Origin of the sequence: Pseudoalteromonas sp. MEBiC 03607 (assembly GCF_004792295.1) — a bacterium.
Taxonomy (GTDB): Bacteria; Pseudomonadota; Gammaproteobacteria; order Enterobacterales; family Alteromonadaceae; genus Pseudoalteromonas; species Pseudoalteromonas lipolytica_C.
Window position 1 is genome coordinate 3,643,044 of sequence record NZ_SRRY01000001.1, and the last position, 22,805, is coordinate 3,665,848.

20 protein-coding genes are annotated in these 22,805 nt (G+C 41.5%); 7 read left to right on the forward strand and 13 right to left on the reverse strand.

Features of this window, described 5'->3' with window-relative positions:
* Positions 1–274 precede the first annotated feature (274 nt).
* Entirely contained in the window at positions 275–3,295 is a 3,021-nt protein-coding gene (locus E5N72_RS16570; RefSeq protein ID WP_135926121.1) for a TonB-dependent receptor, read from the forward strand.
* 60 nt (positions 3,296–3,355) lie between these two features.
* Here E5N72_RS16570 and zapE read toward each other — a convergent pair whose 3' ends face one another.
* Entirely contained in the window at positions 3,356–4,468 is a 1,113-nt protein-coding gene (gene zapE, locus E5N72_RS16575; RefSeq protein WP_135926122.1) for a cell division protein ZapE, read from the reverse strand.
* Between the two features lie 58 nt (positions 4,469–4,526).
* Between zapE and rsuA the strand changes: the two genes are divergently transcribed.
* Together rsuA and E5N72_RS16585 are read left to right on the forward strand one after the other, a co-directional pair.
* On the forward strand, positions 4,527–5,225 hold the full coding sequence (rsuA, locus tag E5N72_RS16580; RefSeq protein WP_135926123.1) for a 16S rRNA pseudouridine(516) synthase RsuA: 699 nt from the start codon (positions 4,527–4,529) through the stop codon (positions 5,223–5,225).
* A gap of 154 nt (positions 5,226–5,379) precedes the next feature.
* Positions 5,380–6,954, forward strand: a complete 1,575-nt coding sequence (locus tag E5N72_RS16585; protein ID WP_135926316.1) for a methyl-accepting chemotaxis protein — start codon at positions 5,380–5,382, stop codon at positions 6,952–6,954.
* 164 nt (positions 6,955–7,118) lie between these two features.
* Here the strand turns inward: E5N72_RS16585 and E5N72_RS16590 are convergent, their stop codons facing one another.
* The 5 genes from E5N72_RS16590 to rplU form a co-directional block, all read right to left on the reverse strand.
* Positions 7,119–7,496, reverse strand: coding sequence for a DUF3718 domain-containing protein (locus E5N72_RS16590; RefSeq protein ID WP_135926124.1), 378 nt, complete (start codon positions 7,494–7,496; stop codon positions 7,119–7,121).
* A gap of 79 nt (positions 7,497–7,575) precedes the next feature.
* Entirely contained in the window at positions 7,576–8,067 is a 492-nt protein-coding gene (folA, locus tag E5N72_RS16595; protein ID WP_168246750.1) for a type 3 dihydrofolate reductase, read from the reverse strand.
* Positions 8,068–8,134: 67 nt separating this feature from the next.
* Positions 8,135–9,289, reverse strand: a complete 1,155-nt coding sequence (gene cgtA, locus E5N72_RS16600) for an Obg family GTPase CgtA (RefSeq protein ID WP_135926125.1) — start codon at positions 9,287–9,289, stop codon at positions 8,135–8,137.
* A gap of 154 nt (positions 9,290–9,443) precedes the next feature.
* Complete coding sequence (rpmA, locus tag E5N72_RS16605) at positions 9,444–9,701, reverse strand: 50S ribosomal protein L27 (RefSeq protein WP_054551015.1); 258 nt, start codon at positions 9,699–9,701, stop codon at positions 9,444–9,446.
* Between the two features lie 16 nt (positions 9,702–9,717).
* Positions 9,718–10,029 carry a 50S ribosomal protein L21 gene (gene rplU, locus E5N72_RS16610; protein ID WP_036965957.1) on the reverse strand — a complete coding sequence of 104 codons (312 nt, stop codon included), beginning with the start codon at positions 10,027–10,029 and terminating at the stop codon, positions 9,718–9,720.
* Positions 10,030–10,439: 410 nt separating this feature from the next.
* Between rplU and ispB the strand changes: the two genes are divergently transcribed.
* Positions 10,440–11,411 (forward strand): octaprenyl diphosphate synthase, encoded by a 972-nt coding sequence (gene ispB / locus E5N72_RS16615; RefSeq protein ID WP_135926126.1) that lies wholly within the window; start codon positions 10,440–10,442, stop codon positions 11,409–11,411.
* Positions 11,412–11,498: 87 nt separating this feature from the next.
* Here ispB and mdh read toward each other — a convergent pair whose 3' ends face one another.
* Positions 11,499–12,434: a malate dehydrogenase gene (gene mdh / locus E5N72_RS16620; protein WP_135926127.1), complete on the reverse strand. Its 936-nt coding sequence runs from the start codon at positions 12,432–12,434 to the stop codon at positions 11,499–11,501.
* A gap of 226 nt (positions 12,435–12,660) precedes the next feature.
* Here mdh and argR point away from each other — a divergent pair, with 226 nt between their 5' ends.
* Complete coding sequence (gene argR, locus E5N72_RS16625) at positions 12,661–13,128, forward strand: transcriptional regulator ArgR (protein ID WP_054551012.1); 468 nt, start codon at positions 12,661–12,663, stop codon at positions 13,126–13,128.
* Here the strand turns inward: argR and E5N72_RS16630 are convergent.
* From E5N72_RS16630 to E5N72_RS16655, 6 genes are all read right to left on the reverse strand, one after another.
* Complete coding sequence (locus tag E5N72_RS16630; protein WP_135926128.1) at positions 13,125–14,024, reverse strand: Dyp-type peroxidase; 900 nt, start codon at positions 14,022–14,024, stop codon at positions 13,125–13,127. The genes argR and E5N72_RS16630 overlap by 4 nt on opposite strands.
* A 61-nt stretch (positions 14,025–14,085) precedes the next feature.
* On the reverse strand, positions 14,086–15,129 hold the full coding sequence (locus E5N72_RS16635) for an ABC transporter ATP-binding protein (protein ID WP_135926129.1): 1,044 nt from the start codon (positions 15,127–15,129) through the stop codon (positions 14,086–14,088).
* Positions 15,126–16,760: an iron ABC transporter permease gene (locus tag E5N72_RS16640; RefSeq protein WP_135926130.1), complete on the reverse strand. Its 1,635-nt coding sequence runs from the start codon at positions 16,758–16,760 to the stop codon at positions 15,126–15,128. Before E5N72_RS16640 ends, E5N72_RS16635 begins: the two co-directional genes overlap by 4 nt.
* Before the next feature lie 71 nt (positions 16,761–16,831).
* Positions 16,832–17,836 (reverse strand): Fe(3+) ABC transporter substrate-binding protein, encoded by a 1,005-nt coding sequence (locus tag E5N72_RS16645; RefSeq protein WP_135926131.1) that lies wholly within the window; start codon positions 17,834–17,836, stop codon positions 16,832–16,834.
* Positions 17,837–18,674: 838 nt separating this feature from the next.
* The gene (locus E5N72_RS16650; RefSeq protein WP_135926318.1) at positions 18,675–19,316 is read right to left on the reverse strand and encodes a tRNA-uridine aminocarboxypropyltransferase; all 642 of its coding nucleotides are present in this window, start codon (positions 19,314–19,316) and stop codon (positions 18,675–18,677) included.
* 131 nt (positions 19,317–19,447) lie between these two features.
* Positions 19,448–19,765 (reverse strand): hypothetical protein, encoded by a 318-nt coding sequence (locus E5N72_RS16655; RefSeq protein WP_135926132.1) that lies wholly within the window; start codon positions 19,763–19,765, stop codon positions 19,448–19,450.
* A 44-nt stretch (positions 19,766–19,809) separates the two neighbouring features.
* Here E5N72_RS16655 and E5N72_RS16660 point away from each other — a divergent pair, with 44 nt between their 5' ends.
* The gene (locus tag E5N72_RS16660) at positions 19,810–20,160 is read left to right on the forward strand and encodes a DUF5522 domain-containing protein (protein ID WP_135926133.1); all 351 of its coding nucleotides are present in this window, start codon (positions 19,810–19,812) and stop codon (positions 20,158–20,160) included.
* Between the two features lie 184 nt (positions 20,161–20,344).
* On the forward strand, positions 20,345–22,777 hold the full coding sequence (locus E5N72_RS16665) for a TonB-dependent receptor (RefSeq protein WP_135926134.1): 2,433 nt from the start codon (positions 20,345–20,347) through the stop codon (positions 22,775–22,777).
* Positions 22,778–22,805 lie beyond the last annotated feature (28 nt).

Genomic DNA, 22,805 nt, shown 5'->3' on the forward strand with positions numbered 1-22,805 from the left:
ATCTTAAAAGCGTTTCTTTCACCAGCTTTAACGTTGCAAAACAGTTAACAATGAACATTTCTTAACTCGCTGATTTTAAATGAATAGATATTCAGTAGATATAAAATAGAGACATAAACGAGCCACCTAAGATTGTAGTTAAGTTCACATTTCTATAAATATTTTTACGTCAATACCGACCAGCCAGAGTGTTGCTCACTGTAAATTTTAACTGCCCTTAAAAAGAGCATCACTCTGGTTCTAAAAATTAAAAATAAAACAACTAGGAACACCTGTGAGAAATCTACTAACCAAACCCTGTGCTATTGCACTTGCTGTTGCCAGTGGTTTTAGCCAACATGCATTTGCCAATGAAGCTGAGATTGCCCGCACCGCCAACACCACCCCAACAGCTAATGAACAAACTGAAGAGCCTGAAAAAATTGTTGTAACGGGTTCGCGTATTAAGCGTGATAGCTTTTCAATTCCTACACCGCTGGTCACAATGGACCGTGAAGCCATTGCCGATACCGGTTTAACAAATTTATCAGATATTCTTGTTGATAACATGCCAGCTCTAAGTGAGAGCATAGGTAACACCACCAGCCAATCAAGTGTTTCAGCAACGGGGTTATCTACTGTCCAACTACGAGATTTAGGTGCTAACCGCACTCTAACACTGATTGATGGCCGTCGTGTTGTATCAAATAGCTACAGCGGCAACTATGTTAGTTTAAATACCATTCCAAGCGGCATGGTAGAGCGCGTGGAGATAATCAGTGGCGGTGCATCGGCAACCTATGGTGCTGATGCCGTAGCAGGTGTGGTGAATATTATCACCCAATCAAAAAAAGAAGGCTTTGATTTTAAAGCGAACACAGGTGAAACCACTGATGGCGGCGGTAAAGAATTTACCCTTGATTTAAACTACGGTACCTCGTTTGCTAATGAGCGTGGCTACGCTTATTTCAGTGCCAACTGGGACCGTGATTTTGGTATGACTTTTTACGATCGTAAACGCGCACAAATTGAAGATAGTTACGATTACGATCCAGATCGCATGTGTAATGTAATGCAAACAGCAGATGGCGATCAATGTATGCGCGACATCACACAAGCTGACTGGGTTAGCAAAAGTGATGGTATTCCGGGCGGTGTATTCTTAGAAAACAGCCGCAACGACACGCAGTTTTGGTATGACGGTCAAACTCTACGTGATGACTGGAAAGGCAATGAAGAAATTTACGGTATTAACTCAAATCAATACGTAATGCTTGATGTTCCAAGCGATAACGTGTCTGCGGCAGTTAAAATTGATTATGACTTAACTGACGATGTGATGTTTTACGCACAAGTTCAATACAGCGAAAGTGGCTCGTTTAACAATAAGTCGCCTGAAGATGAATACGAAGGTGCGTATGTACCACGTTACAACCCTACTACTGGCGAGCCCCTTGCAGATGTAGCACCGGGCTATATCCCAATCGACAACCCGTATGTGCCGCAAGAAATCCTCGATGCCAACCCATATAAAGATCGCATTTATTGGGATCGCCGCTTCAGCGAAGTTGGTAATATCAGCACAGATAATACCCGTAAAACGATTCGTAGCTGGGCAGGTCTTCAAGGCACGTTATTTAACGATGAGTGGGACTGGGATCTATCTGCAAGTTATGGTCGTTTTACCCAGCACCAAATTCGCAGCAATGAATTAAATACCGTAAAACTTAATCAAGCTTTGCAAGCTGAACAGTTAGCGGATGGCACCATTCAATGTATTGATGAAGCAGCTCGCGCTGAAGGCTGTGTACCAATTAACTTATTTGGTGAAGGCTCTATCACCGAAGAGATGGCGGCTTGGATCCGCACTAACCCAATTATTGATACCGAAATAAAGCAATACGGTGTGGTTGGCTACATAACAGGTGATTTATTTGAATTACCAGCAGGCTCAGTATCCGCAGTATTTGGTGGTGAATACCGTAAAGACAGCCAAGACCTATCAACCAGCGACGACATGAAAGCTGGCGGTATTACCTTTAACTATGTACCAAATTTTTATGGTGAAGTTGAAGTCTACGAAGCCTTTGCAGAGCTTGCGATCCCGCTGTTAAAAGATGCTCCTTTAGCAAAAAGCTTAAGCGCAGAAACTTCATTACGTTTAGCTAACTACAGCATGGAAAACGTCAATACTGTTGCCAGCTACAAGCTAGGTGTATTTTGGGAGCCAATCGAAGGCTATGCATTTAGAGCAAACTACGCCCGTGCTCAACGTGCGCCAACGATCACCGAGCTTATGTCACCACCACGTGGCGATTACGACAGCTATGACGATATTTGTGACGGTTTAACGGCAACATCGACTAAACCAGGTCACGATAACTGCCGTAAGGAGCCTACATTAGCTGCACAACTTGCTGCTGATCCTAACTTTGAGTTTAGCGATGAGAACAACAGCTATTCACCGGGTACTGGTAACGAAAACCTAAAAGAAGAAACCGCTGATACCTATACCTTTGGGGTTACAGTGGCTCCAACCTTTTTAGAAAACTTTAATCTTGCCGTTGATTACTATGATATTGCCATTGTTGATGCGATTTCGCAGATCAGTAATGAAAACATCATGCGTGAGTGCTACAACTCAGAAGCAGCATGGGGCGAAGACAACGTGTTTTGTAATGACATTACCCGTAACAGCGAAGGTAATATTATTAAAATCTTACAACGTCAATATAACCTCGATGAGCTAACAGCGCGGGGTTATGACGTGGTTGCACAGTACAAATTAGACTTAGATAACCTGGGTCAGTTGTCGTTTAAACTAGATTACAACCATGTAATCGAAAACTCGCAAACTTATGAAGGCCTTGATGGCAGCTTGGTAACCAGTCACTACGCAGGTTATGGCAGCAGCAAAGATAAAGCATCAATGTCAGTTACATGGCGTAACGATAACTTACGTATTCGCTGGCGCACAAATTACTTAGGCTCGTTTAAAGCAAGCCAGAGTCTTGAAGAAGACTATCAAGAGTATATTGCCGAAAACGATGCCCGCTGTGAGGCTGGTGAAGATACTTGTATCAGTAACCCAGAAAAACTTGCCTACCAAGATTATGGCTCGTTCTTAAAGCACAGCCTTTCAGCGTCTTACACCATGTCACTTGGTGAACAGAGCCAACTGCGCGTATTCGGTGGTGTAAATAACGTGTTTGATAATAAAGGTGACTTTTATCCATATGGCCGTGGTAACTACTATAGCGCATACGGCGGTGGTGCTGGTCGCTACGTGTATGTAGGTGCTCAATATAGCTTTTAACCATTTCATATGAAGATCCCCAGCTAGGCTGACAACAAAGGCGCATTTAAAATGCGCCTTTTATCTTTTCCAGCTTTGCATCTCAACTAGTCGAGACTCGGTACGCGCATACTCAAATGCCAGCTTTTGCCCTTGATATAAATCGCTTATACCGACCTCGGCCGAGATCACCAGTAATCGGTTGCGATCATAAAACTCATCAACCAAAGCAATAAAGCGCCGTGCTTCATCATCAAAAAAGTGTTCTTGTAAATCCTGTTTTTCTCGCTGATAACTATCTTCAATGCCATGCACAATTTGTTTGCCCGTTGCTCCGCGCCCCATTACCGGCACATTGAGTAAATAAACACGCTGAAAATACTCTGCCAAGTAAATGTAATCCGCAGTGCTTCTGGGCCCTGAGCAAAGTGTCATAAAGTCAAACATAATGGCGTCTTGAGCTTGCATTACACAGCTAAGCTTGCGATGGCAAACCTCTATCGTTGTTTGCCTCTGTATTGCTTGCTCTTGTTTTAAAAAGCGCTCTGTTAGCGCCTCTTTATTATCAATAAAGTAATGTTCGGTTTGTTTACCAAAGCGAAAGCGATGATCTGTATGGCCTTCAACACTCAGAATATGGCAATGATCATTTAATAAATCGATAGTGGGTAAAAAGCGAGCTCGCTGTAAACCGTTACGATACAACTGTTCCGGTTGGCAGTTCGACGTTGCCACTAACACGACTTGCTGCGAAAACAAGGCTTTAAATAAGCCTCCTAAGATCATGGCATCGCCAATATCAGACACAAAAAACTCATCAAAACAAATCAAGCGAATGTGCTCTGCCCATTCTTTAGCAATCACATTTAGCGGATTTTTTTGCCCTTGCAACTCACTTAAACGCTCATGCACTTGCTTCATAAAATGGTGAAAATGCAAACGGATTTTACCCTCAATGCTAACTCGTTGATAAAATATATCCATTAGCATTGATTTACCGCGACCAACAGGGCCATACAAATACACACCTTTAATCGGCTTTGCTCTTTGCCACCAATGACTTGGCGTTGTTAGCAATTGTGATAACTGATCCAGTGCGGTTATAGCTGCTCTTTGAGCGACATCCTCAGTTAAGTTGCCATTCGCTATCTCTGTTTGGTAGTGCTGTAATATTTGTCCTTGCTTTACTGTCATAGGTAACTAGTATCCGCTATACTCGCCGCCATTGTAGCTGACTAAAAATGTGATCCCAATGAAATTTCCATGCCGTTTAGATAAATTTATTAGCCATATTGCTGAGTTACCGCGCAGTAAGACCAGAGCTGGTATTAAACGCAAATACGCCACTGTTAATGGTGAGGTGATTACCTCATTCGATTTGTCTGTAACACAAGATGATGATATTCGCTGGCAAGGTGAGCCTCTAGTATTTTTAGGTAAACGCTACTACATGCTACATAAGCCTGCAGGTTATGTATGCGCTAATAAAGATGAGCTTCACCCTACTGTATTTGATTTAATCGATGAGCCAAACATGAGCGACTTTCATGTTGCAGGTCGATTAGATATCGATACCACAGGTTTAGTGCTGATCACTAATGACGGCGACTGGTCGCATAAAATTACCGCACCAAAGCATAACAAATTCAAAACGTATTTAGTTGAAACTCAAGAACCTATTGAAGACGAGGCAATTGCAGCGTTAGAGCAAGGGGTGCAATTGCACAACGAGAAAGAGCTAACTCGCCCTGCTATTGTTGAAAAACTTGCAAGCTACAGCTTACGCCTTTCAATTTGCGAAGGTAAATACCATCAAGTTAAGCGAATGCTTGCCGCTGTAGGTAATAAAGTTGTTGAATTACATCGTGAAAAAATAGCTGATATTACTCTTGATGAAAACCTTGCAAGCGGTGAATATCGAGCGCTTACAGAAGCCGAACTGAAGCTCTAAATAGGTACTTGAGCAAATATCATGATAACGCTGTCATTTTTACTTAATAAAATAATACAAACGTGGTAGAAGTAATAAGGGGAAATAATAAAGGAGGCTGACTGTGTTATCAGGATTAGCTTTAAAAACAAAAATCACCTTATTTGCTATCGCTATGTTTATTGCGTTATCTGCGATAGCTTTACTTGGCTTACAATCTTTACGCCATGCCAGCGAAAGCGACAACATCGCGCGTATCAACCAGCTCATGAAGAGCACCACCAATATTGTTGAGCAATTTGAGTTGATGGTTAAAAACAATCAACTCGAAGAAGCACAAGCAAAGAAGCTTGCTATTCAGGTGCTTCGTGAAAATAAATACCACGAATCAGAATATGTTTATGTTGTCGACAACAACTTAGATTTTGTTGCGACTCCTCACGACCCTGAACTGCACGGCACCAGCTTTAACGATTTTAAAGATGCCAGTGGCAACAGCATCGGCCGTATGGTCGAAAACCTCGTGGGTAATACAACCAATAAAATCATCACCTATCACTGGGATTCAGTGCGAGATGGAGAAACCGTTGATTTAACCTCTGTAGTACAAAAAACACCGCTGTTTGGCTGGTATGTTGGTACAGGCATTAGCGCCAAGGAAGTTGATGAACGTTATTGGAATACCGCAAAGTGGTTGCTGGGTTTATCAATGCTCATCACTATTGCACTTACTTTTGCTATTGCTCGCTTTGGCTCATCACTCACCAATGCCTTAGGCGGCGAAATTGACGAAGTAATCGGTATTGTTAAAAACGTTTCTCGCGGCAACTTAAACTCACATATTCGCCAAGATGCCCCACCTGAAAGCATTATTGCTGCTATGCATTACATGCAGCAAGGCTTACGTGGCGTTGTGGACGGTATAAAAGGCGTTACAGATAGCCTAAAGAACCAAAGTCTTGATAACGAATCACGTTCTGTTGAGCTCGATAAACTTACTCGTAGCCTCAACGAAGAAACTCAAATGGTTGCTTCTGCTATCACTGAGTTAACAGCTTCGGCGCAAACAGTTGTTGAACATGCAGAACAAGCGGCCTACTCAGTGCAAGAGGCGGAGCAACAAGGTCAAAGTGCCAGCCACTTAACCAGCGAAGCCGCTGACACTATCGCGCTTTTAGAGCAACAAATTGACAGCGCTGGTAATAATATTCAAGTGCTTGATGATGAAGTAAATAACATCGCAAATGTGCTCAGTGTTATTCAAGGTATTGCTGAGCAAACTAACTTACTTGCGCTTAATGCTGCAATAGAAGCTGCGCGCGCCGGCGAACAAGGGCGAGGCTTTGCTGTGGTTGCCGACGAAGTTCGCGGACTTGCTCAGCGCACACAAACCAGTACAGAAGAAATACGTAATATGATTGGCAAGTTACAAGCAGCAACTCAGGATGCCAAGTCTGCTGTCTCGCTAAGTATTTCAACCAGTGAACAAACAGTGCAAAAATCCACCAAAGCCAATGATGAGTTAAAGCGTGTTGCCAGCTCACTAAGTGCCATAGCACAAATGAGCGACCAAATCGCAATTGCCGCTAAAGAGCAACTCGATGCAGGCGAAGACACTGCCAAACGTATCGTTATCATCTCTGATACAGCATCACAAACGGCAGATGTTTCTAATCAAGCGCACACAGCAACTGATCTAATTAAAGGTCTAACAACTGATTTAGAAAAGGAAACTGATAAGTTTAGTTAACGATTAAAAACACGAATGTTGACTAAAGCCTAGCCTATCGCTGGGCTTACTCTTTTTATTGTCTTAGCATGATTAAGCATTATTACGTATTATTACGTATTGGCATAATACAAATAAAAAACCGCACTCTGTGCGGTTTTTTCAAAATCTGTTTACTTTTAGTATTAAAGACCTGCGCGGTCCTTAATAACAGCGATTAGTGGTGAACCACCATGGCCATTTGCTTCAGCCCATGCGATGTCAGCACCATCTTCTAAAGAGCTTTTTGATAAGTTCTTAACAATGTACTCACCAGTATCAGCAGCACCGCTCTCGATAGCATGACGAAGCATATTATTACCATTACATTTTACAGCGTCAAAAATGTTACGAATTTTAACACGTGAGCTCTTAAGCTTATCACGTAAACGGTTTTTATCATCTGCCGCGATATATTCACAGATAGATACAGCTAATTGGTCATCAGCTTTCGCTGGTGCGGTATACGCAACCGAAGCCGAAACAACTGCCGCCACGAGTAATAAGTTAGATAACTTCATCATATTTTGCCCTTATGCAATACTTTCTTCGTAGAAATATCGGACATTATTATACCAACCAATTAGTTTTACCGCAATAATGTTACGAATTTTTATACAGGGTTACAAAGGTATACGAATAAGGGTTTTTGTTATCAGGCTGATGCTGTTCTTGCTCAGCAACCGTCCAATTAGCAACACTTTCGTAATCTGGAAACTGAGTGTCACCTTCAACTTCAAGATCGATGAACGTTAAATATAATCGCTCAGCCTGAGGTAAAAACTGTTCGTAGATATTTCCGCCACCAATAATCATGACTTCTTCAACATCAGCGACTAATGCCAACGCTGCCTCAGGCGAAGTGACTACCTCAATGCCTTGTGCACTATAATCTGCATTACGAGTAATAATAATGTTTTGACGGCCAGGTAATGGACGACCAATTGATTCAAAAGTTTTACGCCCCATGATCACCGGCTTTGCCATGGTTACTTTTTTAAAGTGTTGCAGATCGGCAGGTAAATGCCATGGCATTTGGTTGTCTTGACCTATTACTCGGTTATTTGCCATAGCAGCAATCATTGAAATTTTCACACTAAACCTTAATACTTTTTTCTTATTAATAAAAAAGGAGCGCATGGCTCCTTTTCAGTTTCAAATTTTATCGTTGGTAGATAACTTCTACATCGTAGTCATCATCGTCCCAGTCGTCATCCCAATCATCATCGTCTTGAGATGTTGCTTTCTGATGGTAAGTATCCCACTTAAATTCAACTTCTTCTTTCTCTTCTTCAGCGAATTTTTCTTTCGGCATACTATCAAGCAGCGCCATGATGTCATGACATAATGCTTGGGTATTTTGCTTATTTGCTGCAGAGATGCGGTAAACATTAGTTTCTTCACCTAGCTCTTGAGCAATCTCATTACATAGCGCTTCGGCTTCATCTTCCGGCAATAAATCAATCTTATTGAAAACTAACCAACGCGGCTTTTCTGCAAGTTTAGGGCTGTATTGGTGCAGCTCGTTAATAATTGCAAAGGCATTATCAACAGGGTTAGTGCCATCAACTGGCATAATATCAATAATGTGTAGTAATACACGACAACGCTCTAAGTGCTTTAAGAAGCGAATACCAAGGCCTGCACCTTCTGAAGCCCCTTCAATAAGACCTGGAATATCAGCAATCACAAATGATTTATTTGCATCAGGACGAACCACGCCTAAGTTAGGAATTAGCGTCGTAAACGGATAATCCGCCACTTTTGGTTTCGCTGCTGAAACACTGCGAATAAACGTTGATTTTCCGGCATTTGGTAAGCCAAGTAAGCCAACATCTGCAAGTAACATTAACTCTAAACGTAGGCTGCGAACTTCACCAGGTGTACCTAGTGTCTTTTGACGTGGTGCACGGTTAGTACTTGATTTAAAACGTGCATTTCCCAAGCCATGGAAACCACCTTTCGCAACTACAATTTTTTGACCATGTTTAGTTAAATCACCTAGTGACTCTTCAGTGTCAACGTCAGTGATACGCGTACCTACAGGTACTTTAAGCGTCAAATCAGCGCCCTTTTTACCTGTCATGTTACGGCTTTGGCCATTTGTGCCGCGCTCTGCTTTATGAAAACGCTCAAATTGATAGTCAATTAAGGTATTTAAGTTTTCATCGGCTTGTAGATAAACGCTGCCGCCATCGCCGCCATCGCCGCCATCAGGACCGCCGTCTGGTACATATTTTTCACGTCGGAAAGATACGACACCGCTGCCGCCATCACCCGCGTCACAACGAATTTCTACTTCATCTACAAACTTCATGATTACTCACTTTAAGATTGGCTTGTTAATAACTCTATTATATACCTAAGCCCTTCTGATTGCAGGCTTAGCTTAGATATATATTTATACGCCTTATTATTTGCCTTAAAACAAAAAACCCCGCAAAGGCGGGGTTTTTCAAATATCGAGATGATTACTCAGCTACGATATTTACGTATTTACGGTTTAAAGGACCTTTCTGTTCGAATTGAACTTTACCATCTGCTTTTGCGAAGATAGTGTGGTCTTTACCGATACCTACGTTTGCGCCAGCGTGGAAACGAGTACCACGTTGACGAACAATGATGCTACCCGCTAGAACTGATTCGCCACCAAAACGCTTAACACCTAGGCGTTTGCTTTCTGAATCGCGACCGTTACGAGTACTACCAGCTGCTTTTTTATGTGCCATTTCTCAGTACCTCTAATTAAGCGCTAATGCCAGTGATTTTAACTTCAGTGAACCATTGACGATGGCCCATTTGCTTACGAGAATGCTTACGACGTCTAAATTTAACAATCTTCACTTTCTCACCGCGACCGTGTGAAACAACCTCAGCTGTTACTTTACCACCGTTTACGAACGGTACACCGATCTCGATTTTCTCACCATCAGCAACTAAAAGTACTGAATCAAATTCAACTGCTGCACCAGTTTCAACGTCTAATTTTTCAAGACGAATTGTTTGACCTTCAGTCACACGGTGCTGTTTACCACCACTTTGGAAAACCGCGTACATAATTAACTCCGTCTGTGCGCCCTCAAATCGACGCAACTAAAATATTCTTCAATAGGGCGCGAAGTTTACGCTAATGCGCAAAAACTAGCAAGCCTCTTTTGCTATAAAATGAATAAAAAATAGCTGCATTGAGAGCAATTCAATATTTTTCCTTATTCTATCCTAAAAACACCGTATGCCAAGCGGTTTTTACGATCTCATGACAATTAAATTAACACGTCAAAAGCGCCGTTAAATAAATGCAAGCATGTTTACTATTCAACCAAACAACTACAATTAACTGTTCAAATTTGATTTAAAATAAAAAACTTTACAGTGTTTTTTTACTGAATCAGCACAAAATATCGAGCAAGTGCTTTTTTTGTTGTACAATCAGCCTCGTATACCCATAAATATTGGCTCGGAGATCAATGGATATAAAAGCTATCCAGACGTTAATCGATCATGAGATGAATGACGTCAATCAACTTATACATGCCCAAATGCGCTCAGATGTCGCATTGGTCAATCAACTCGGTTTATATATAGTAAACAGCGGTGGTAAGCGTGTTCGCCCTATGTTGGCCATTTTAGCAGCAAAAGCTTTAGGCTATGAAGGTAAAGACCACATTACACTGGCCACTATCATCGAATTTATTCACACTGCAACTTTACTGCATGATGATGTTGTTGATGAGTCACATTTACGTCGTGGTACGCCTACAGCAAATGCTGAGTTTGGCAATGCCGCTAGCGTGCTAGTTGGTGATTTTATTTACACACGCTCATTTCAGTTGATGGTTGGTCTTGGTAAAATGCCAATCATGGAAATTTTAGCTGATGCAACGAATGTCATTGCTGAAGGTGAAGTATTACAGCTAATGAACTGTAACGATCCTGACACCACAGAGCAAAGCTATATGCAGGTCATTTACAGCAAAACAGCTAAGTTATTTGAAGCAGCAACAGGCCTTGCAGCAATTATCACTGAACAAGATGATAAAACGCTTGAGGCATTAAACCTTTACGGCATGCATTTAGGAACAGCCTTTCAGCTTGTTGATGATGTGCTTGATTACAACGCCGATGCTGAGCAACTTGGTAAAAACATTGGTGATGATTTAGCCGAAGGTAAACCTACCTTACCGCTTATTTATGCCATGCAAAAAGGCACGCCAGAGCAAATCAAGCTCGTTCGTGAAGCAATTGAACTTGGCAATGGTATGGATCACCTAGACAGCATTCTTGAGGCGTTAGCTGATACCAAAGCACTTGAGTTTACAATGCAAAAGGCAGAGCAAGAGGCTGATAAAGCCATCGCCTGTATTGCATTTTTACCAGAAACGCCATACAAGCAAGCATTAGAGAGCTTGGCACGCATCGCCGTTGCCCGCGATCATTAAACTCTATTTATTCGAGCCATTAAAAAAGCCTGCATATGCAGGCTTTTTTGTTTTAGGTGCTTTAATAGCACCTATCATCTATCGGAATTAACCGTTGATGAAATCAACACCTTCTTGGATGTCTTTATTAAGCGTTTCAAGCATGTCGTTTTTAGCTTGCTCTTCGAAAGCGCTTAATTCACCGTAAGAAAGAATTTCTTCAACACCGTTCTTACCTAAACGTACTGGGTGTGCAAAGTATGCTGCGTCACCGTTTTCAACTGCAACGTATGCGTAATCAACTACTTCTTCACCTTGTAAGCCTTTAACTAAAGACATACAGAAACGTGCTGCTGCTGCACCCATTGAAAGAGTCGCTGAACCGCCACCCGCTTTAGCGTTAACAACTTCAGTACCTGCGTTTTGGATACGTGGAGTTAATGCTGCCACTTCTTCGTCAGTGAAAGTAACACCTTCAACTTGAGATAGAAGAGGAAGGATTGTAGTGCCTGAGTGGCCACCGATCACTGGAACTTTAACGTCAGTAGCGCTTAAACCTTTAAGTTCAGCAACAAATGCTTCTGAACGGATCACGTCAAGTGTTGTGATACCGAATACACGGCCAGCATCGTAAGTACCCGCTTTTTTGAATACTTCAGCAACGATTGGCACAGTGCCGTTTACTGGGTTAGTAATGATACCAACTAACGCTTTAGGACAGTTTTTAACGATGCCTTCAGCTAATGTTTTGATGATACCTGCGTTTACGTTGAAAAGGTCCGCACGGTCCATACCCGGCTTACGCGGCATACCCGCTGGGATAAGAACGATATCACAACCAGCTAAAGCATCGTCTAGGTTATCAGCACCGAAACCTTCAACTTTAACGTCTGTTGGGATGTGAGAAAGATCAACCGCTACACCAGGAACAACAGGGGCAACATCGTATAATGATAATTCAGAACCTGCAGGTAAACTTGTTTTTAATAATAAAGACAATGCTTGGCCGATACCGCCAGCTGCGCCTAAAACAGCAACTTTCATTGGAATTCTCCGTAATTTGAGGTAGGAAATATTTGTGGCCCTAAAGATAATGAAATTAGCGACTAAAAACAAATTTATCCTGCTTATTTCGCGTATAATTTCGACCATAGTTGTAAACTATACTGTAAACACACAGCATTTAGGGCGAGAAATGTAAACTAGTACTGCATAAGTATGCAGAGTTGTGTAGAATTACTTCACGTTTTATGACTACAGATACGGCAACATGCAACCACAAGACAAACAAGAAGCACTAATCAAAGCGTTCAAAGCGCTATTAAAAGAAGAAAACTTCGGCTCACAAGGTGAGATTGTCGAAGCATTAAAAGAGCAAGGCTTCGACAACATAAGCCAAAGTAAAGTCTCTCGCATGTTAAGCAAGTTTGGCGCGGTACGCACCCGTAATGCAAAACAAGAAATGGTGTATTGCTTACCCGCTGAAATGGGAGTACCAACAGCGAAAAGCCCGTTGCGTCAACTCGTTATCGATATTATGCATAACGAAATGATGATTATTATTCGTACCAGCCCAGGTGCAGCACAACTTATCGCGCGCTTACTAGACTCATTAGGTAAAGCTGATGGGGTACTTGGTACAATTGCAGGTGACGACACAATTTTTATCGCTCCTGCAAAGATTTCTGAAATAGATGTCACGCTTGATCGCGTGCGCACTTTATTCGATACAGTTTAAAGCTGCTTCAAAAAGTTTACTGACGGGGCGAAAAACGCCGACCCCATATCGGCTTGAGTAAAATCAAGCCAATGGTCGTAGCAATCGCCCTGCCCCAAGCGACTCTTTAATACCTGCTCAAACGCATCACCTTGCGCGGCACATGACACCATTAAAATACCCTGCTTATGAACATCACCAAACGGCATGCTCTGATTAAGTATCAACGGCTGGCCATTTTCATCTTTTAGTTCACTACGCACTGCATGACTAGTTTCGAGTGCAGGCATAATTAAGGTGTTATCAAGCCGAGTACGCCCCATAATTTGCTCTTGCTCTGATAACGACAAATGTTGCCAAACACTTAAATCGTGCACAAAGCGCTGAACATGAATGTAGCTGCCTTGATCTTCAAAATGCCCCGGTCTGTCTATCAATGCGGTACTGCGTTTTTGTCTACCATGAGGGGTGTCACCCGCATAAATAAAGCCGTTAAAGTCGCGGCCATCTAAAAAACGAAAGTTACGCACTTGCTCCACAAGCTCTACATCTGGCGTAAATAATTTAAGGATCTGTAGGGCAAAAAGATGGTTAACATCTTCACGGTCTGAACGAATTTGTACAAATAAATCAAATGGCTGTGCACTCATAACATGTTCACTATGAGTCACATTAGGAAAGCTTTGTAATTGACTTGGAATAAACTCAGGCAAAATATGCGGCCAATATTGCGCACCAAGCGCAACCACGCACGACAGCATGGCTTCTGAGAACTGATCCGCAAACTCATCTTGAATGACGCTCACGCGTTTTAGCTTTTTACGTAATGACTCGTCATGGCCATCATAAACATTAAAAAACAGGTGCAAACCATGTAAGTTTGCTTCAGCACAAATCCCAGATTGCGCTTGCGCCATAGTGAATCCTTAGCTTCTCGTTATTTGCACCTAGCCAAGAATTCAAGATTGTTAAGCAGTACTAATCATGAAAAAAATTGACTGTGTGCGGCATTATTTTTATTTTTACAGGCTGCTCAACTGCAAACACGCGGTCTTGCTCTGCAGCGACTTCACACTCCTGCCCCGCTATATTCACACGATAAACATAACGTGTGCCTATAAAGCGTCTGTGCAAAATTGTCAGGCTATTTTCATCACTCTGATCAGCTTCACATAACTGAATATAATGAGGCCGTACATAAACTTGCCCTTGTTTGTGAGCACTGTTATTTACTGTGAGTGAATGTATTACACCAAACGCCGTTTCGTATTCAGTTGGCGTTAAGACTTTCGCCGTTAAGTATATGCCTGTACCAAGAAACTCTGCAACCTCCTTTGAGTTAGGTTGGCTAAATAACTGTTCTGATGAGCCTTGTTGGGCTATTTTTCCACCATGCATTACAGCCAAGGTGTCAGCAAACGCAAACGCCTCTTCCTTCGAATGGGTAACAAACACTGCTGATACTTGCTGAGCTTTAATGATACGACGGATGTCGGCAATTAACTCAAAGCGAACCTGCGTATCGATATTAGAAAATGGCTCATCAAGTAATAACAAGCTGGGTTTATAAGCAAGCGCACGAGCAATTGCAACACGCTGTTGTTGACCACCTGATAATTGATGCGGATAACGTTCTGCACAGCCAGTTAACTTAACTAAGCTCAGCATTTCATCCACGCGATCACGCTTTTGCGACTTACTCATATTGGTTAAACCAAATGCAATATTGTCGCTCACCGATAAGTGAGGAAATAACGCGTAATCTTGAAACATCATGCCAATATTACGTTTTTCTGGTGCAACAAAATGCTTGTCGTCATTAACAACAAGCGAATCAATGCTCATAAAACCTTGTGAGGGCTCTATAATTCCGGCAATCGCTTTTAACGTCGTTGTTTTACCGCAACCACTTGCCCCCAGCAGGCAAACGATTTCGTCTTGTTCAACATTCAAGTTAAGCGCATCCAATACCTTAGTGCCATTGTATTGATAAGCTAAATTTTTAATTATCAAATGACTCATGAATGATTTTGCTCCATCGAACGATTAACGAAATACAAAGGAATAAGCCCGACTAACACAATAAACAGGGCCGAGATAGACGCTAACTCTAACTGCTCATCACTAACATATTGAAAAACATGAGTTGCAAGAGTTTCAAAATTAAACGGTCGTAATAACAAGGCCGCGGGTAGCTCTTTCATACATTCAATAAATACCAGAAGCCCAGCGGTTAAAATGCCGCGTTTAAGTAAAGGCAGATGTACTTTATACAAGGTTTGAAATGCACTTTTACCCATAGATTGACTTGCCATATCAAGAGAAGGGCTAATACGTAAAAAGCTGCTTTCAAGGGCGCCATGTGCAATCGCGTAAAAGCGCACAATATACGCAAAAATCATCGCAAATAATGTCCCACTCAGAAGTAAGCCCGGCGATAAACCTATTGGTTCAAGCCATTGATTAAGTGCATCATCAATTTGTGTTAGTGGTAACAATACCGCAATCGCCAGTACCGTACCCGGTAGCGCATAACCCGTACTTGCTAAACGCCCCGGAATAAGTGGATACGCTTGTTTAGCAATACGCTGATAAAACAGTACCAACAAGCTAAGAAGGATTGTCACTAGGCTGACAACAATGGCGACTTTAAAGCTCTGCCAAGCATAATTAAAAAATGCCCCATTCCATGCTTCATCCGCATAAACAATAGCGTATTTAACAAGCACTCCAACTGGCAAGACAAAAGCAAGTACCAGCACAACTGTGCAGACTAAACTTGCAGCCCATGCTGTGCTACCTTTTAAGCGATATAAAGTTGCGCTGTTAATGCTCGACTGGCGTTCATACACAGCTTGATTACGACGACTAAAGCGCTCAACCATAATAGTGAGAAACAAAATAAGCAGCATAATGCCTGATATTTTTGCCGCAGCGGTTAATGAATAATAGCCAAGCCAGGTATCGTAAACAGCGGTCGTTAGTGTGCTCACTGCAAAGTAATTAACAGTGGCAAAATCAGCCATAGCTTCCATACTGATTAACGTAACTCCTGCCACAATTGCCCCTCGACCAAGCGGTAAACTTACCCGTAAAAAGCTTTGTAATGGCGATAACCCCATTAACTGACTAGCTTGCACTAATTTAAAAGATTGCTCTCTTAAGGCCGTTTTAAAAATAAGATAAAGATACGGATACAGCACTAATGCAATCATAATAATTGCACCCGGCAAAGTTCGAATATCAAAAAACCAATAATCATCGGGTGACTGCCAATCAAACCAGTCCCTGAGCGCAATTTGTACAGGCCCAGCATAATCAAGTAAGTCCGTATAAACATAAGCAATGAGATAAGTTGGCATTGCCAAAGGCAGCATCAGTGCCCATTCAAAGTGTTTTCGACCAGGAAATTCACAGTACGCAGTCAACCACGCAAGCGGCAGCGCAATAACACAGCTCAATAACCCAACCCCAGCTATGAGTACAAGGGTATTACGCGTATAATCCCACAGCACAGTATCGAAAAGGTGCTGAAAGACATCCGAACCACCTTGCAGAGATTCAAACAATAAAAAACCTAGTGGCGTAACAAGTAGCAAACCGATTAGCCAAGCCAATACTTGCCAACGCGACAACGAAAACTTCACATGCATAAGTGGATTAATACCAGATAAAATAAAAGCTGTTAAAAAACAGCTTTTATAAAAGACGAGGAAAAACCTCGTTATAAGTCAAACTTTACTTCGTCAATAAGCTTTAACGCAACAGGACGGTATTTACTTATTTCATCAAGAGCAAGACTATCTTCTTTAAACTCACCCCATGACGCAACCATCTCAGACAATGCAACCCCTCGCTTTACTGGGTATTCCATATTGACCGAAGCATACATATTTTGCGCTTTATTGTCGGTCATATACTCAATCAGTTTCAAGGCATTTTCCGGATTTTTAGCGTATCGCGTCATAACAACACCCGAAACATTAATATGTGAGCCACGATTGGTTTGGTTTGGAAAGTTAATATTAACCGCTTCAGCCCATGACTTTTGCTGCTCATCTTGCATCATTTTACCAAAATAGTAGCTGTTGCCTAATGCCAGATCACATAATCCTTCTTTCACAGCTTTGACTTGCGCTCTGTCGTTACCTTGTGGCTTACGTGCTAAATTGGCTTTAACGCCCTCTAACCATTGTTTAGTTTTTGCTTCGCCATGATGCGCAACCATAGAAGCAACTAAACCTAAATTGTATGGATGCTTACCTGAGCGAGTACAGATTTTGCCTTTATATTTGGGATCAGCCAAGTCTTCATAACTTAAATCAGCGAGTGCGCCAACACGCTCTTTTGAAGAGTAAACATTACGAACTCGTTTCGTTAAAGCGATCCATTGGCCATCAGCATCACGAAATGTGCTAGGAACATTTGCATCTATAACATCGCTTTTTATTGATTGAGTTAAGCCAAGATCTTCTAATTGAATAAGTGCGCTAAAGTTTGAAGTAAGCACCAAATCAGCTTTGCTGTGCTTACCTTCACGTTTCACACGTTCAATTAAGCCTTTTTTCGCAAACACCACATTGGTTTTAATACCAGTTTGCTTGGTGAAGTCATCTAAAATTGGCTGAATTAAGAATGGTTGACGAAACGAATAAATATTAACCACATCGGCAGAAAGTGCTGACGTACTCATTAAAGTAGTCAAAATCAGTAAGGCTGTTTTTTTCATTGTTGGCACCTAAATAATAACAATTATCAAAATATTTTACCTATACTCTGCTAAAAGTGCACCCGTTTATATTCCCCCTATAAGTTTACGTACTGCCATTTGAGAACTTACTTGTAAGATATATCTCACCTAAATGGCAGTTATTGAGTAAAAAAACTCGAAAAACGGTCCCTAAAAAAGCTTAAAACATTGATAAATAGTGATTTATTATTAATTACAATAATGTAACCGTTATTTTAATTGCGATTTTGACCTATTCGATGCTCACTAATTCCCTATACTTAAATACAACAACTAAGCAAGAAGCTTAATGAGTAAACGGATATGGAAGTATTACTCATAAAACCGCGGAATAAGGTTCATTAGGATAAAAAGGAACTAAGGACAGGCTCAGGAAGAGTATCGCAATGGAATGACACACTAAGGACAACATCAGGATGATGTGAAATGGCATAACAACAGGACGTTGTTATACAGGATGTTTCAAAAGTGGATTAAAGGACAGGCCGAAAGGTATCGCAATGGAATTGCTAACATATGGATAGTGTCAGGACGACGCGTAAAGGATAGGTAAAGAAATTACCCGCATGGATGTAAAGGAGTGACAAGGAAACAAGGCTGGAAAGCCTTACATTGCATAGAACCAAAAAGTAAAGTGCAATCGCATGGATAGGCAAAGTTTAGGGAGTTGATTAGATTCAATTGCAGGATGCAAAAAATTAAGAAGATTCCGCAAGCGCGACTAGCAATAGTTCGCGCTTTTCTTTTGCCTGAAAATAGTTATTCCAATCCGCAACAATACTTAATCATTTTGAGGGATTAATTAAGCAAATTAGTATTACTCTGGGCGTCCTTTATTTCGCTTTCCTAGTAAATATGCATCCCTAAACTTTATAAAGTGCGTTTCGAGCTTTTGTGTAGCATCTACTTCACCAGCAAGCGCAAGCACCATTATCGCGACCTCAGCTGTACCTAGTTGATGCTCATGTGGAGCAACTCGTAAACGATAATCTGAAAGCTTTTCTGGGGTAATAGACAATACAGGTAAGTTATCTAAATAAGGGCTTTTGCGAATCATCTTTTTTGCTTCACGCCAAGTACCATCTAAAAAGATAAACAATGGGCGCTTACCTTGCTGTGGCGATACTTCATCGATTACTCGCGTTTCATCTTCAACATCACTCGCCGGAAAAATCACCATTGGCTGATATTGTGGGTCTTGTAATAAGGCTAATAATGCGTGATCAGGTTCTGTTCTGTCCCACTTAAAGGCATAGTTTTCAGGAATAATTTCAGCAATCAAACGCCCTGTATTCGATGGTTTAAAGCTTTCATTATGATACATCAGTAAACACACTGCGGCATTACACTGCGCTTGTTCAACACCTTCACAAATGCAATAGTTTTCAGCTAATAAACAACGCTCACAACGAGTAAGCTTTGCACCTCGTGCTTTAAATTCGCGCCTTGATTCGCTCATTTGCTGTGCGCGAAGCGCTAAAACTGCGTTATTAAAAATATTAGCCACTGTGATTACCGAAAAATTAAACGGCGCATATTGTAGCTAAAATTAATGGTAATAGAAATCTACCATCTAATGATGAGTTATTTTTATACCAAGGCTAACAACCTTACTAATGTCATCTTTGTAAGTTCACCCATTTGTTCATGATTACTTAAAGCATACACAGCACCTTCAACGGCGCTCTCATCTATATCTTGACGAGACTCTAAAACACTGGCCCAAAGCACCAGATCATCAAAATCAATTTCACCATTAATAGCTCGCTCTAGAACTTGGCGAAATACTGTCTTGGTCAATATATATTCACCCTCTTGGCTATCTGGGCAGGCAGCAATTACAGTGATAGCCTCATCCCAAAACTCCCCAAAACAAGCGAACTGACTTAATGCGTGTAATTTATCCATTTGCTATGCTTACCTTTTAAACTGACCGGTTAATCCTTGACTCAATGACAACCCTTACCTGCTCACACTGCGGTGCCTCATTAACATGTCGTGCTGATGATATAAATGCCTGCTGGTGTAACGAACTGCCTGCAATCTTACCTATTAATAATGCAACATCCTGCTTATGTCGTGAGTGTACTATAAAACAGATAAATATCTTTTTATCAAAACTATATGAACAGCCCCTGGCTGAGCAAATAGCCTTTGCGAAACCCTTTTACCAGCATGGTAATTTGATTGAAAACCTCGATTACACATTAGAAAACAACTATATGGTGTTTAGCCGCTGGTTCTTTTTAAAGCGTGGTAAGTGCTGCACCAACGGGTGTACTCATTGTCCCTTCAATGACTAACGACTCCTCACTAGAGTATTTATTCAAATAACGTGAATTTTTTTGCAAATAAGACATGACGAAAAGAATAAAAATACATTATAATTGGATATAAATTCACTAATTCACTCTAGAATTACGCTTAAATTATTAACTTTGTTTAATTTTTGAGCATAAATTTACTACAACATAATCGGAATCAATCATGAACACCTTTAAGCCTGCTCTACTTGCAAGTGCAATTTCTGCGGTTTTAATCAATAGCAATATGACGTTTGCAGCTGAAGATGCTATAGAAGTTGATAAATCAATTGAAACTATTCAAATCACTGCAACACGACGTGCAGGTTCAGTGCAAGATGCACCGCTTAATATCACAGCCCTAAATGGTGATGTAATTAGCGACCAAAACATTGGTGATCTTGAAGATGTCGCGCGCTGGGTACCAGGCTTAACAATTTCTGATCAAGGTGGCCGTGAAGGTTCTCCGATAATCGTTCGTGGTTTAAACACAAATACCTCTGATCGTATTTCTGATAGTGGCACAGTGGCCACTTATGTTGGTGAAATTCCACTTAGCATCGACTTACGTTTAACTGATGTTGACCGTGTAGAGGTGTTAATTGGTCCACAAGGTACACTTTATGGTGCGGGAACTTTAGGCGGTGCGATCCGTTACTTACTTAAGCAGCCCGATCTAGATCTAACAGAAGGTCAGGTTACAGGCGATGTATTTAGTATCAACGAAAGCGACGGCACCGGCGGTGAGTTTGGCGTGGTATTCAACACTCCGCTTATTGAAGAAAAACTCGCATTTCGTGCCAGCTTAAACTATTACGATAACCCTGGTTACATTGACTACACTCACGTGGTTCAAGAACCGGGTGTATCAAACCCAAACCCTGACTTTTCAGACAGCAGCGATGTAAATGCCAACTTAAAAAGCGTAAGCGATGTTAACGATGAGCAAATCACCACAGCACGTTTATCACTGCGTTGGCTTGCAACCGAAGATGTTGATGCAACGCTAAACTACTTTTATCAAAAGCAAGAAAATGGCGGTAACTCGACATCGCAATACGGCTCACTTGCTGATAGTAGTGCACTACAAGGTGTCCCAGGAAAGTACGAAAACGTAGCTCGTGTACTTGAGCCTGGCGAAGAAGAAAATGATTTATTAAGTTTAGAAGTAAAAGCAGATCTTGGTTTTGCTGAGCTGGTATCTGCATCTGGTTGGTCTAGCTATGAGCAGTCTGGTCAACGCGATCAAACTGATCTACTTTACGATATTTGGTCAGGTTATGCTGACTTCCCTTCTTTTGTTGGCTACACGCACGATACCTCAGATCGCGATACCTTTACGCAAGAGCTTCGTTTAGTATCAAATAGTAATAGTGCTTTTAACTGGATTGTAGGCGGCTTCTACAACAAAGTAGAAAGTTACTCAGATGACCGTGAGTACACGCCGGGTCTGACTGAGTATTGGGGTGGCGGTATTCCCAATGTTGAACAAGACCTTGAGTATATTCTAATTTCAGATAGTGAAACCACAGAAAAAGCACTTTTTGGTGAAATCGGCTACAGCATCACAGATCAGTTTGATATAACTTTAGGTGCTCGTTTTTACGAATACGATGTATCAACAACATCAGGTTCTGCAACACCGCTTTACTCAGGGGATTTTGATTCACTCGATAATCTAGTTATGGAAAATGTAAGCGCCAGCGATAACGGAAACTTATTCAAGTTTAATGCTAACTATACATTCGATAATGGTGTGCTTGCTTACTTTACCGTGAGTGAGGGTTTCCGTATTGGTGGTGGTAACGGTATTGCCCCGTGCCCTGATGTACTACCTGAACAACAAATTGTTTGTGCTCTACCAAACGAAGAAGATTACAAGCCAGATACAACAGTCAACTATGAGCTAGGCTTTAAGTCGTCATGGTTACGTAACCGCCTACACTTCAATGCAGCGCTATTTAATGTTGATTGGAAAGATGCGCAAGTTGGTAGCAGCACTGTAAATGGCCAAGAATTAATTACCTCGAACGCAGGCTCTGCTAATTCTAAAGGTGTTGAACTTTCTACTCGCGCAATGATTGGTGATAACTGGGCAGCGTATGCAACATATGCGTATGCAAAGGCTGAATTGACCGAAGATGCGCCTTACTTATTTGGTGTATTAGGCGACGACCTAGCGCAATACCAAAGCTACTATGATGGTGCCAAAGGCGACCGTTTACCGGGTGCTCCTGAGCATCAATTCTCATTTGGTCTTCGTTACGAGCAAGATATCCTAGGCGATAAACTATTAAGCGTAAACTACGGTATTACAGCGCAAAGCGATGTGATCACCAAAGTAGGCTTAAAAGCAGACGGCGAAGTATTACCGGGTTATGCACTAAGTAACTTATCTGCCAAAATTACTGGCGATATGTGGTCTGCAACGCTTTACGTAGACAACTTATTCGATAAGTATGCATTCACTTCTGTACGTCGTGATAAGTCTTGGGCTGGTATGTCGCAATATGCTGAGCTTAATAAAGAGCTACCTGAGCTGCAGCGTGTTTATGGCCACTACACCACCGCGCCTCGTACTATCGGTATGAAGTTTAGCTACAACTTTGAGCTGTAATTAAACATACCCATAAAAGCCTTGCCAC